This window comes from Flavobacterium araucananum, from assembly GCF_002222055.1.
Taxonomy (GTDB): Bacteria; Bacteroidota; Bacteroidia; order Flavobacteriales; family Flavobacteriaceae; genus Flavobacterium; species Flavobacterium araucananum.
The window spans coordinates 105409-118091 of record NZ_MUGS01000039.1; the positions used below are offsets into that span (position 1 = coordinate 105409).

The window sequence follows — 12683 nt, forward strand, 5'->3', positions numbered from 1 at the left end:
TTTTATTTCTAAAAATAGGTTTTAAATATTCCGGTTTTTTATAAAACCATCGTCAACTGAATTCTCTTTCTATCCTCATCAACTTCAGTAACTTTAACATCCACGTGTTGGTGCAATTTTACTACTTCGTTTACATCGCTTACAAATCCGGCTTTTAATTGCGAGATGTGAACCAATCCGCTTTCTTTAATTCCAATATCAACAAAGCAACCAAAATTGGTAATGTTGTTCACAATTCCGGGTAAGATCATTCCGGTTCTTAAATCTTTTATAGATTTTACATTCGCATCAAATTCAAAAACCTTAGCCGACTTTCTTGGGTCTAATCCAGGCTTTTCAAGCTCTTTTATGATGTCTTTTAGGGTTAGCAAACCAATTTCAGGCGTAATATAGTTTTCAGCCTTAATCAAGGCTGTTTTCTCTTTGTTTGCAATTAAGTCGTTTACCGAAAGTTTTAAATCTTTTGCCATCTTCTCCACAACAGGATAAGCTTCCGGATGTACTGCTGAATTATCCAGCGGATTTTTAGCATTCGAAATTCTAATAAAAGCCGCACCCTGCTGATATGCTTTCTCGCCTAAGCGAGGCACTTTTTTTAGCTGTTTTCTGTCCTCAAACGGACCATTTTCAGAACGATATTGAACGATGTTTTCGGCCAGCTTCTCTCCTATTCCGCTCACATAACTTAGTAAATGTTTGCTCGCGGTGTTAATATTGATTCCAACCGAGTTCACGCAACGAATTACGGTATTATCTAATTCTTCTTTAAGTTTGGTTTGATCAACATCATGTTGATATTGTCCCACTCCAATTGCTTTCGGATCAATCTTAACCAATTCAGCCAACGGATCTGAAAGTCGTCTACCAATAGAAACAGATCCACGAACGGTTACATCATAATTAGGAAATTCTTCACGAGCAATTTTTGATGCTGAATATACCGAAGCTCCAGCTTCAGAAACGATGAAAACTTGCAGCGGTTTATCAAACGCGATTTTTTTTATGAAAAATTCCGTTTCTCTCGAAGCAGTTCCGTTTCCTATAGAAATGGCATCAATTTGATACGCATTTACCATCGAACGGATTTTCTTGATCGCCATTGTTTCCTCATTTTGAGGTGCGTGCGGATATATGGTTTCGTTGTATAACAAATCTCCTTTTTCGTCCAGACAAACTACTTTACAACCACTTCTAAATCCCGGATCAATTGCCAGAATTCTTTTTTCGCCCAAAGGCGGCGCTAATAATAACTGTCCTAAATTGTTGGCAAAAACCTGAATAGAATTCGCATCAGCTTTTGCTTTTGCTTCCTGCAATGTTTCGTTCCCAATCGCGGGATTCAACAATCGTTTGTAACTATCTTCGATTGCCAGTTGCAAATGTGCCGTTGTACTATTTTGTTTTTTAATGACAATTTCATCAATAACATCATAAGCTTCATCGATATCAACATCAACTTTCATCTTAACAAAGCCTTCGTTTTCTGCACGAAGCATTGCTAATAAACGGTGCGATGGCGCTTTTGTCAACGGTTCTTCCCAATCAAAATACTGACTGAATTTTTGTGCTCCTTCTTCTTCAGCTTTCTTTTTTACAACTTTGGTTCCAATCGTTGCTTTTCGCTGATATAATCGACGCAATTGTTTACGAACATAAATGTTTTCGTTAATCCATTCGGCAACAATATCTCGTGCGCCTTGCATCGCAGCCTCTTCGTTAATAACATTTTCATTAAGATATTGTGTCGAAATAAAATCGATATCAACATCATTTTCAGACATAATGATTTTTGCCAAAGGTTCTAAACCAAATTCGCGCGCAACATCTGCCTTTGTTTTTTTCTTCTTTTTACAGGGAAGATAAAAATCTTCTATCTCTTGTAAATCAAAACTTTGTTCAATTTTCTGTTTCAATTCTGGCGTAAGTGATTTTTGTTCTTCGATCGATTTTAGAACCGCTTCTTTACGTTTTACAATCGTTTCATATTCTTTTTGAAGCTTTGCAATATTCTCAATCTGAACTTCGTCCAGATTTCCGGTTGTATCTTTTCGGTAACGGGAAATAAACGGAATCGTACAATCTTCCTCTAATAATTTTACCGTGTTTTGAATGTTAATCGCTGCTGTTTGAACAGTCTTGGCAATGAATTGAATATTAGTCATACTTTTAATGAAATAATTTCTTGATTACAAAATGAGATAATCTGTTATTTTAAAACCATGAACAGATTAATAAATCACTCGGCTAAAATAATATCTTTGTTTTTAATTTTTAGCCTATGAAAGTTTTATTACTGTATTTTTTATTTATAAATATCTTCGTTTTTATTCTTGCCGGATATGATAAAAATCAAGCCCGAAAAAATAAACGCAGAATTCCCGAAAATACACTGTTTTTCTTTGAAGCAATTGGCGGTACAATAGGTTTATTGTTAGCAATGTTATTCTTTAGACATAAAACGAGTAAAACTTCTTTTATTATAAAATTCTCGCTTATTTTTTTAATTCAAATTGTATTGATTTATCTAATACTAAATGATAAAATCTAGATAATTGCTTTTATTAATTACATTAAAAACTGCTTCTGGATACGCTTTTGCAAACGCAGTCGGAATTTTTGCTTTTCTCTTCTCATTCCATTTAAATTCATAGCCACTCAAAATACCATTTTCTTCTTCCAACCAATCCAATTCTTGCTGATCATAAGTACGCCAAAAATAATTTGTAACTGATTTTTGTGTATAATTTTGATATTTGATACGCTCTGACGAAATATAATTTTCCCATAATGCGCCCACATCCGTTCTCGCATCCAACCGAGTAAAGTTGGAAATAATTGCATTGCGAATGCCATTATCATAAAAATACCATCTGTTAGATTTTGTTATTTCTTTTCGCAAATTTCTACTGAAACCAGTCACTTTATAGATTACAAAAACTTTAGAAAGTAAGTCTAAATAACTTTCTACCGTATTTTTGGAAATACCTAATTGTCTTGCTAATTCTTGTAAAGAAACCTCCTGACCTACTTGAAAAGCTATTAATTTAAGCAAGTCCAAAATTTTGTTGGATTGTTTGATCCCTTCGTAAACTAAAATATCCTTTAATAAGTAAGAATTTATTATCTCTTTTAAATAATTTATTTTGTCATTCCAATCAGTATATTGCTCAAGTTCAGGATAGCTTCCAAAAAGTAAACGTTCTTCTAATTTTTGTTGAGTTTCTTTAAAATTTTCATATTTAGCAAATTCCATTTGTGCGAATGGAAATAAATAGATAGTATTTTTTCTACCAACTAGTGGTTCTCCCAATTTATTTGATAAATCGAAAACCGATGATCCCGTTGCAATTATTTTAATACCTTCAATAGAGTCTACAATCAATTTTAAAATTAGTCCAATGTTTGGTATATTTTGTGCTTCGTCAATAACCAATATTTTAATATTAGACAAAAGTCGGCTATAGTTATTTACTGAACGCTCTTTTAATAAATTAGCATCATCAATATCTTCTCCATTAAGTTGTAAGTAATCTTGTTTTGGAATAATAGAGAGATAATTTTTTATAAAAGCAGTTTTTCCAACACGTCTTGCACCCAATAAAATCAACACCTTATTAGGTAAAACCTTTTTAGTAAACAATGTCCCCATACCTCTCTCTAAAAAAACCATATTTTCGAATCTTAAATTTAAGATACAAAGATAAATAAAAAACATTAATTCAGTCAGTACATTGACCGAATTAATGTAAATTCAGTCAGTACATTGACCGAATTTACATTTTTTTTAAAAAAAACCGGATGAATTTTAAAAATCCGCCCGGCTTATTATTCTTATAGGTGCGAAGCACCCGATTTTTTTTTTGACTTTTTACGAACAAGCGATTTTATTCACTCTGTTTTGGTGTCTTCCACCTTCAAAAGCAGTTGTTAAAAACGTTTCAACAATTTCTACCGCTTGCGGGATCGACGTAAAACGCGCCGGAATGCTCACAATATTAGCATCGTTGTGTAAACGTGTTAAATAAGCAATCTCTTTAGTCCAGCATAAACCAGCTCTTACTTTCGGGTGTTTATTAACCGTCATTGCAATTCCGTTTCCGCTTCCGCAGATAACGATTCCAAAATCAGCTTTACCTTCAGATACATCATTTGCAACCGGATGACCATAATCAGGATAATCTACAGAAGCATCTGTATCTGTTCCATAATTAGTTACTTCATATCCTTTTGCTTTAAGCATTTCAACAATTGCTTTTTTATATTCTGGTCCTGCGTGGTCGTTTCCTATCGAAATTTTCATTTTTTATATACTATTAAGTTGTGTAGTACAAATTTACTCATTTAATAAATGTTTGCCACGAATTTCACTAATTTTCACTAATTTCTTTTTCATCGTTAGTTTTAAATCTTGTTCAAAACACAACAATTAAAATTCGCGTACAGTGATCCCGATAGCTATCGGGAGTGGTAAAAAAACATAAAATTACAACTCGCTTTATATCAAAAACTTAACAGTTATTAACATTATTAACAACTCTGTAAGTAACTCATAATCAATAAATAATAATCAATGATTTTGTTAAAATTTTATAATGTTAATAGTAAAACGTAATTCGTTGATATTCAATTAACTTTAAGTTAACATTATTTGTTAATAAGTTGAGATAGAAAATTAGAAGTTTTTTTTGGTTGTGTCGAAAAAAAACCTAATCCAAAACCGGAATGAAATAACCTAATAAAGTTTGATGAATTTTTGGAAAAGTTATCAATATCAAAAATGCCATTTTCAACAAAAATCAACCTATCAACTTATCTACAAAATCAATTACTTTTTGGTTGTTAACCGTTGTTAATTAAAATACAAAAAGTCTTATAAACTAGACTTTTAACCAAATATAAGTATGTTGATAACTCAATATAACTAAGCGAAACTTGATTTCAATACTTTTAAAAATAAATTTATAGCACATATTAACAAGCTATAATAACAACCATAAATTAATTTAAATTAAATTTTTCTTTTTGTTGTATTTAATATATGTTGACAACTTTGAAAGTTTAAAAAGAAAAATAATTTTTTGAAATTGAAAAATAGATGTGTCTAAACAATTTTAAGTGGGTTATTAAGATTGTCCAGAATTTGTTGAACTTCTTCGAAATCGTTTGGATGAACTTTGAGTTTAATTCCACCCAGTGCCGTCGTGTACATTGGGACGACAGATAAGGTCATTTCGTTTTCAAAATAATACGGAATCTCTTCTTGTTCTAATAAGTGTTTTAGAACTACAGTTTCGTGCAGATAATTGAATATGGCAATAGTTTGAAAGCTTTCCATAAAGGGTCTTTTTGTAAAGATACGAAATGAGCATTACTAAAAATTTGTCGCTGGTACTAATTTAAATAAGTGAATTGCAAATGACACTTGAAAATCAATAAATAGCTGCCTTTGAAAGTTATATTTTTAATAATTTATTTGTTAAAATCTATAATCTGATATCTTATTTGTAATTTTAACTTTTTAAGAAAAGATATATGAGTAAGAAAATTAGAAAGCCGATAAAAAATGAGAAAGATTTCTCCAGTAAAATAATAAAAATTTTATCGCAAAGTCCTAATAAAGCATTTAATTACAAACAGATAGGAGCAAAGCTTGAACTTGATGATACAAAAAGCAGAAACCAGATTATAAAAGATTTAAAAATTCTGGCTGCTTCAAAGAAAATTATAGAATCTGAACCAGGCAAATATTTAGTAAAAGCCGAAAGTCAGGATTATTACGAAGGAACAATTGATATGACCAGCAGAAAAACGGCGTATTTTATTTGTCCTGATTTTAGTGAAGATGTTTTTATCCCAACCAATAATTTGAATCGTGCTTTAGACAAAGACAAAGTAAAAGTTTATGTTTATAACCGTAGAAAAGGAAAAAGACCTGAAGGTGAAGTAATTGAAGTTGTAGAAAGAAATAAAACAGAGTTCGTAGGAGTGATAGATATTCAGGCAAATTTTGCTTTTGTATCTACGGCAAATCCTAAAATGTATACCGATATTTTTATTCCAAAGGATAAAATTGGTGAAGCAGAAAATGGTGATGTTGTTTTAGTTACCATCGAAGATTGGCCCAAAAGAGCAGATAGCCCGTTTGGATCCGTGATTAGAGTTTTAGGAAAACCAGGAGAACACAATACTGAAATTCACGCTATTTTGGCTGAATATGGTTTACCATCAGATTTTCCGGTAGAAGTAGAGGTTTATGCACAAAAGATAGATACCTCAATCCAGGAATCTGAAATTGCAAAACGTCGTGATATGCGTGATACACTTACCTTTACGATAGATCCAAAAGATGCAAAAGATTTTGATGATGCCTTGTCTTTCAAAAAGTTAGAAAACGGAAACTACGAAATAGGAATACATATCGCCGATGTTTCGTATTATCTTGAAGAAGGAACAATCCTGGATGATGAAGCCTATCAAAGAGCAACATCAGTTTATTTGGTCGATAGAGTAGTGCCAATGCTTCCGGAGGTTTTATCTAATTTTGCGTGTTCATTGCGTCCAAATGAAGAGAAATATACATTCTCAGCAATTTTTGAAGTTTCAGAGAATGCACAAGTTATTAACCAATGGTTTGGCAGAACGGTAATTTATTCAGATCAGCGTTTTGCTTATGAAGAAGCACAGTATATCATTGAAACAAAAGACAATACCATTCCGGTTGATATTTCGATTACCGGAGATTCTTATGTGGTTTCAGATGAAATTGTCGAAGCGACTTTAAAATTAGATGAATTAGCTAAGATTTTAAGAAAGAAAAGAATGGCCAATGGCGCTATTTCTTTTGATAAAGTCGAAGTAAAATTCAATTTAGATGAGCAGGGAGAACCAGAAGGAGTTTACTTTAAAGTTTCTAAGGATGCTAATCATCTAATCGAAGAATTCATGCTTCTTGCCAACAGAAAAGTGGCAGAATATATTGGTAAACAAAAGAAAACATTTGTTTACAGAATTCACGATGAACCAAACGAAGACAAATTAATTGCGATGCAAACCGTAATTGCCAAATTTGGTTATAAAATAGATTTTAGAAACAAAGGAGATATTTCGAAATCATTGAATGCTTTGATGGAAGAAGTAAATGGTAAAAAAGAGCAAAACTTAATTGATACTCTTGCGATTAGAAGTATGAGTAAAGCCAAATATTCGACAGAAAACATTGGACATTATGGATTAGCTTTTGATTATTATAGTCATTTTACTTCGCCAATTCGTCGTTATCCAGACGTTATGGTACATCGTTTGCTGCAATATTATCTGGATAATGGCGCTTCTGTAGACGAAGAAGTTTATGAAACGAAATGTTTACATTGTTCGAATATGGAAAGTTTAGCGACTAATGCTGAACGTGATAGTATAAAATACATGCAGGTTAAATACATGCAGGATCATCAGGACGAAGAATTCCTTGGAGTTATTTCGGGTGTTACCGAGTGGGGAATTTATGTTGAAATTGTTTCTAACAAATGCGAAGGAATGGTAAGAATCAGAGAAATTAAAGATGATTATTATACATTCGATGAAAAGCAATATGCTTTGGTTGGAGCAACTTCAAATAGTATTTTGCAATTAGGTGATGAAATATACGTAAAAGTTAAAAATGCCGATTTAGTAAAGAAACAACTGGATTTTCATTTTTTGCGACGAGCAGAATAGAGGTTTAATTATAAAAATAAAAGTATGAAAAAGTTAATTATAGGAGCGGCAATTTTATTTGTTCAAATGTCTTTTGGTCAGGTTACCAAAGAATTAGGTGATTTTGATACGGTTAAAGTATTTGATAAATTAAGTGTAAAATTAGTTCAGTCAACTGAAAATAAAATTGTTATAAAAGGAACAAGAGAAGCAGAGTTAGAAGCTGTTAATAAAAACGGAATATTAAAATTAAGAATGCCTTTTCCTAAACTATTGTCAGGAAACGATCTTCAGGTAACTTTGTATTATAAACATATCGAATTAATTGATGCTAATGAAGGTGCCGATGTTACAAATACAGAAGCGATAAAAGCGACTTCGTTTAAAGTTAGTGCACAGGAAGGTGCTAAAATTAATGTAGTTTTAGATGTTGATAAACTTAAAGTAAGCTCAGTTTCTGGTGGAGAAATTACAGCAACTGGTAAAGCAGATAACCTTGATGCAAGTTTAGGAGCTGGTGGATATTTCTTAGGAAGTAAATTAGCCACGTCTCAAACTAAAGTAAGCGTTTCTGCGGGAGGAAAAGCAGATGTGAATGCTTCTACCCTTGTAGATGCAAAAGTGAGCGCAGGAGGCTCTATTTACATTTATGGAAAACCAAAACAAATTAATCAGAAAACAGTTTTTGGAGGTAAAATAGAAGAAGTAAAATAAGAAATCGTATTTGAATGATAAATGATATTTTGGCTGGACTGCCATGGGGACTTTTTTTAAGTTTTATGGTAGGTCCGGTATTTTTTATACTACTGGAAACCAGTATTACAAAAGGGTTTAGAGCAGCAATAGTCTTTGATCTTGGCGTAGTGTTAGGTGATATTTTTTTTATAGCAATTGCCTATCTGGGGAGTTACAGATTAATTCAGAGCTTAAAAGATAAACCGGCACTTTTTATTTTTGGCGGAATTATTATGCTGGCTTACGGACTAATTTCCTTTGTGAGATTACGAAACGAAGAAAAAATTGATGATGAAGAAATTGATCGTGATATCATCAAAAGAAATTATGGCAGTTTGTTTGTAAAAGGCTTTTTACTCAACGTTATTAACATTGGTGTATTAGGTTTTTGGTTAGCAGTTATTATTTCTGTAGGACCAAAATTAGAGATGCAAAACTCAAGGATGTTTACTTTTTTTACTGCAGTTATTATCACTTATTTAGTAGTAGATTGTATTAAAATATTATTAGCCAAACAGTTAAAATCAAAAATGACACCAACTAATATTCTAAAAATTAAAAAAGGAATTAGTATTGTTTTAATGATTTTTGGATTGGTGTTAATAACTCAGGGTTGGTTTCCTAAAGAAAAGGAAATGGTTAGAAATGCTTTTGAGAAGATTGATAAAAAGTAGTTGTTAATAACTCAAAAATATAAATTTAAACCTCTGAATTTCAGAGGTTTTTTTATGCTTATAAGTCTCAGTTAGTCTTTGCGAGGAACGAAGCAATCTCACTAGCATGAGTTTACAAATTGTTATACACTTAATGTGATTGCTTCGTTCCTCGCAAGGACAATAATGCGGTAAAATTTAAACATAAAAAAACCTTCAAATTGCTTTGAAGGTTTTAGAGGCATCGTCCGGATTCGAACCGGAGTAGGAGCTTTTGCAGAGCCCAGCCTAGCCGCTCGGCCACGACGCCGTAGTTGAACGGATGGCAAAAGTAACTAAAATCTTTAAATTTCAAAAGATTAAAAGTAACTATTTTAAAAAATTAGCTTTTTTCGGGAAAGAATTAATGTCTAATTTCAGACATTTTTATAGTAACTGATTCAACATCACCACCAATAGGAGGATTTATTTTAGAAACCCAAACTGTTGTTTTTTCTGCAGTTTTGATCTCTGCCAGCACACGAATATTGATTCTTTTGGCTACATGTTCTAATAAATGGGAACGAATTGCCATTTCTTCGGTAACAATTTTATTCAAATGTACATAATCAACGGTGTCTGCAAGGTGATCTGTTTGAGCTGATTTTTCTAAATTAGTTTTAATTTTTAGATCGACAGTATAATCAGATCCAATTTTTCCTTCTTCAATCATGCATCCGTGGTAGGAAAAAGTACGAATGTTTTTTAATTTTATGATTCCCATTTTTATAATTTTATTCTAGTAATGTTTGGATCTTGGTGATTGGATGTTACAGCCATTTTTCATCCATTTCTTTTTTAGATTCTTCCCAGCTAATATAATCCTCTGGTTTAGCATTTTTTATACGATCTAAAACCATTTCTTGCTGCCATAGCGGAATTTCATTCCCTGTGTTTTCGTCTATAGAAACATCAGGAACATGTTTAAAAAAACTAATAAAAGTTTCGTAAAAATCGTCTGGAATTGTAACAGTTAATTGTCTCATAGCTTTCAATATTTATACAAAAATACTAATAAATTAAGTTTTATGCTTACTGAGAAGTTTTTAAAGAAAACTGTAAACTGTAAACCGATAACTGTAAACTTTTTTATCTTTGCTAAAATTACTATAAAATAATGGCATCAGAAGAGAAATCACTCAATTTTATTGAACAAATCATAGAAGAAGATTTAAAATCAGGTCTTTCACAAAGTAAACTTCATTTTCGTTTTCCACCAGAACCAAATGGTTATTTACACATTGGTCATGCAAGTTCTATTGCATTAAATTTTGGTTTAGGAATTGATTATCAATCTCCTGTGAATTTACGTTTTGATGATACCAATCCTGAAAAAGAAGAACAGGAATTTGTCGATGCCATTAAAAAAGACGTTGAATGGCTGGGATATACCTGGTCTGAGGAACGTTATGCTTCAGATTATTTTCAGCAATTATACGATTGGGCAGTTTTATTGATTAAAAAAGATAAAGCCTATGTAGACAGTCAATCTTCTGAAGATATGGCGGTTCAAAAAGGTACTCCTTCAACAATTGGAACAGATTCTCCGTATAGAAATCGTTCTGTTGAAGAAAATTTAGACTTGTTTGAAAGAATGAAAAATGGTGAATTTGAGGCTGGAACTCATATTCTTCGTGCAAAAATAGATATGAAATCGACTAATATGTTGATGCGTGATCCTATCATGTACAGGATTTTACACAGACATCATCATAGAACCGGAGACGATTGGAAAATTTATCCAATGTATGACTGGGCTCATGGACAAAGTGATTATTTAGAAGGTATTTCACACTCATTTTGTACCCTGGAGTTTTTACCTCACCGTGAATTATACGATTGGTTTTTAGACCAGATTTTAGAAGATAGTAAGCTACGTCCAAAACAAAGAGAATTTGCCAGACGTAACTTATCACATACCGTTGTTAGTAAAAGAAAATTACAGCAACTAGTTAAAGAAAAGCATGTTAACGGTTGGGATGATCCAAGAATGTCAACCATTTCAGGATTAAGAAGACGCGGTTATACAGCTGTATCTTTGCGTAATTTTGCTAATACAATTGGAATTGCAAAACGTGATAATTTGATCAATGTATCGGTTTTAGAATTTTGTATTCGTGAAGATTTAAACAAAATTGCACCTCGTGTAATGGCGGTTTTAGATCCTGTAAAATTGGTAATTACAAATTATCCTGAAGGAAAAGAAGAGTGGCTGGAAGCTGAGAATAATCAGGAAGATGAGAATGCAGGTTTTAGAAAAGTACCTTTTTCTCGTGAATTATACATTGAGAGAGAAGATTTTCTTGAAGAAGCTCCAGCGAAGTTTTTCCGTTTGACTTTAGGAAAAGAAGTACGTCTTAAAAATGCTTATATCATTAAAGGTGAAAGTGTTATAAAAGATTCTGAAGGGAATATTACAGAGATTCATGTCACTTATGATACAGATTCTTTGAGCGGAAGTGGGACAGAAGCAAGCCAAAGAAAAGTGTCTGGAACATTGCATTGGGTTTCTATTTCGCATGCAGTAGAAGCTGAAGTTCGTATGTACGATCGTTTGTTTACAGATGAAGCTCCGGACAGTTATAAAGAGAAAAACTTCTTAGATTTTGTGAATCCAAATTCGTTAGAAATCATTACAGGATTTATTGAACCAAGTTTATCAACAGCACAAAATGAAGATAAATTTCAGTTTCAACGTTTAGGTTATTTTACCGTTGATAAAGATTCAACTCCTTCAAAATTAGTATTTAACAAAACTGTTGGACTAAAAGATGCGTGGGAAGAAAAAGGTAAAAAAGAAGAAAACAGCATCAATAATTCTTTAAAAGACATCAATAAATATTTTAAAGTAGAGACTAAACCGGAACGTATTGCGATTGAAAGTGCAATAGGGGAGAGCATCAAAAATGTTTCTAGTTTTTCTTTATTACAAAATTCATTAAAGAAAAACATCAACAATAATAAAGGTTCATTGTTATTTGCCCAGTTTATCTTGAAATATTCGCATTTAAAATCGGCTGATTTTGAAGAAGAAGATATTAAAAAATTATATACCATGTCACTTAGAAGTGAGTCAACGTATGTTCGATCAAAAGCACTTTTAAATTTAAGAGATTTAGAAGATTTAAGTTTGAGAAATCAGTTTGACGATGATATTTTGAAATTATATTCAAATCCACCAAAAACTGCTTCTGAAAGAGAAATTGAAATTCTCAAGGAAATGGTAAAGATATAACATCATTTTAATCTATTGAAAAGCGCTTTTTATAAGCGCTTTTTTTATTATTTATTTTTTCTATTGATTTTATAAATTTATAGATATTTTATATTAAAAGCAGCTTTCACAGCTTAATTTTAAGCTTATTTTTCTATTCTTTCACCTCATTAATCATCTTTCTAAAAATCGTTAAACAGAAGTCTTTATTTAAGTTTTGGTTGCTGTTTTTCTATGTTTTTCGGGTTATTAACAAAGAATTGTTTATAAACTCGATTATTGATTTTGTTTTACTAGAATTTAATAACACCTCTTTACTTTTTTCAATTTTCAATTAAATATTTTTATAC

The 12683-nt window shown here is 31.8% G+C and carries 11 protein-coding genes and 1 tRNA gene; 5 read left to right on the forward strand and 7 right to left on the reverse strand.

What is annotated here, in order from left to right; all coding sequences use genetic code 11:
* Positions 1-38 precede the first annotated feature (38 nt).
* On the reverse strand, positions 39-2162 hold the full coding sequence (locus B0A64_RS17715; RefSeq protein WP_089480827.1) for a Tex family protein: 2124 nt from the start codon (positions 2160-2162) through the stop codon (positions 39-41).
* 116 nt (positions 2163-2278) lie between these two features.
* Between B0A64_RS17715 and B0A64_RS17720 the strand changes: the two genes are divergently transcribed.
* Positions 2279-2548 carry a DUF1294 domain-containing protein gene (locus B0A64_RS17720; RefSeq protein ID WP_089480828.1) on the forward strand — a complete coding sequence of 90 codons (270 nt, stop codon included), beginning with the start codon at positions 2279-2281 and terminating at the stop codon, positions 2546-2548.
* Here B0A64_RS17720 and B0A64_RS17725 read toward each other — a convergent pair.
* The 3 genes from B0A64_RS17725 to B0A64_RS17735 form a co-directional block, all read right to left on the reverse strand.
* A complete protein-coding gene (locus B0A64_RS17725) occupies positions 2531-3670 on the reverse strand; it encodes an ATP-binding protein (protein ID WP_089480829.1) in 1140 nt (379 codons plus the stop codon). The genes B0A64_RS17720 and B0A64_RS17725 overlap by 18 nt on opposite strands.
* Positions 3671-3868: 198 nt before the next feature.
* Entirely contained in the window at positions 3869-4300 is a 432-nt protein-coding gene (gene rpiB, locus B0A64_RS17730; RefSeq protein ID WP_089480830.1) for a ribose 5-phosphate isomerase B, read from the reverse strand.
* 801 nt (positions 4301-5101) lie between these two features.
* Positions 5102-5335, reverse strand: a complete 234-nt coding sequence (locus tag B0A64_RS17735) for a DUF2007 domain-containing protein (RefSeq protein WP_089480831.1) — start codon at positions 5333-5335, stop codon at positions 5102-5104.
* Between the two features lie 197 nt (positions 5336-5532).
* On the opposite strand from B0A64_RS17735, the gene rnr reads away from it, so the two are divergent.
* The 3 genes from rnr to B0A64_RS17750 are packed head-to-tail and all read left to right on the forward strand — an operon-like array spanning position 5533 to position 9101.
* Positions 5533-7713 (forward strand): ribonuclease R, encoded by a 2181-nt coding sequence (gene rnr / locus B0A64_RS17740; RefSeq protein ID WP_089480832.1) that lies wholly within the window; start codon positions 5533-5535, stop codon positions 7711-7713.
* Between the two features lie 24 nt (positions 7714-7737).
* Positions 7738-8406, forward strand: coding sequence for a head GIN domain-containing protein (locus tag B0A64_RS17745; RefSeq protein ID WP_089480833.1), 669 nt, complete (start codon positions 7738-7740; stop codon positions 8404-8406).
* A 14-nt stretch (positions 8407-8420) separates the two neighbouring features.
* The gene (locus B0A64_RS17750; protein WP_089480834.1) at positions 8421-9101 is read left to right on the forward strand and encodes a LysE family translocator; all 681 of its coding nucleotides are present in this window, start codon (positions 8421-8423) and stop codon (positions 9099-9101) included.
* A gap of 218 nt (positions 9102-9319) precedes the next feature.
* Here B0A64_RS17750 and B0A64_RS25250 read toward each other — a convergent pair.
* From B0A64_RS25250 to B0A64_RS17760, 3 genes are all read right to left on the reverse strand, one after another.
* Positions 9320-9390 (reverse strand) — tRNA-Cys (locus B0A64_RS25250).
* Positions 9391-9483: 93 nt separating this feature from the next.
* Positions 9484-9843 (reverse strand): dihydroneopterin aldolase, encoded by a 360-nt coding sequence (gene folB, locus B0A64_RS17755; protein ID WP_089480835.1) that lies wholly within the window; start codon positions 9841-9843, stop codon positions 9484-9486.
* 46 nt (positions 9844-9889) lie between these two features.
* Entirely contained in the window at positions 9890-10105 is a 216-nt protein-coding gene (locus B0A64_RS17760) for a hypothetical protein (protein WP_089480836.1), read from the reverse strand.
* Positions 10106-10236: 131 nt separating this feature from the next.
* Between B0A64_RS17760 and B0A64_RS17765 the strand changes: the two genes are divergently transcribed.
* The gene (locus tag B0A64_RS17765; RefSeq protein ID WP_089480837.1) at positions 10237-12354 is read left to right on the forward strand and encodes a glutamine--tRNA ligase/YqeY domain fusion protein; all 2118 of its coding nucleotides are present in this window, start codon (positions 10237-10239) and stop codon (positions 12352-12354) included.
* Positions 12355-12683 lie beyond the last annotated feature (329 nt).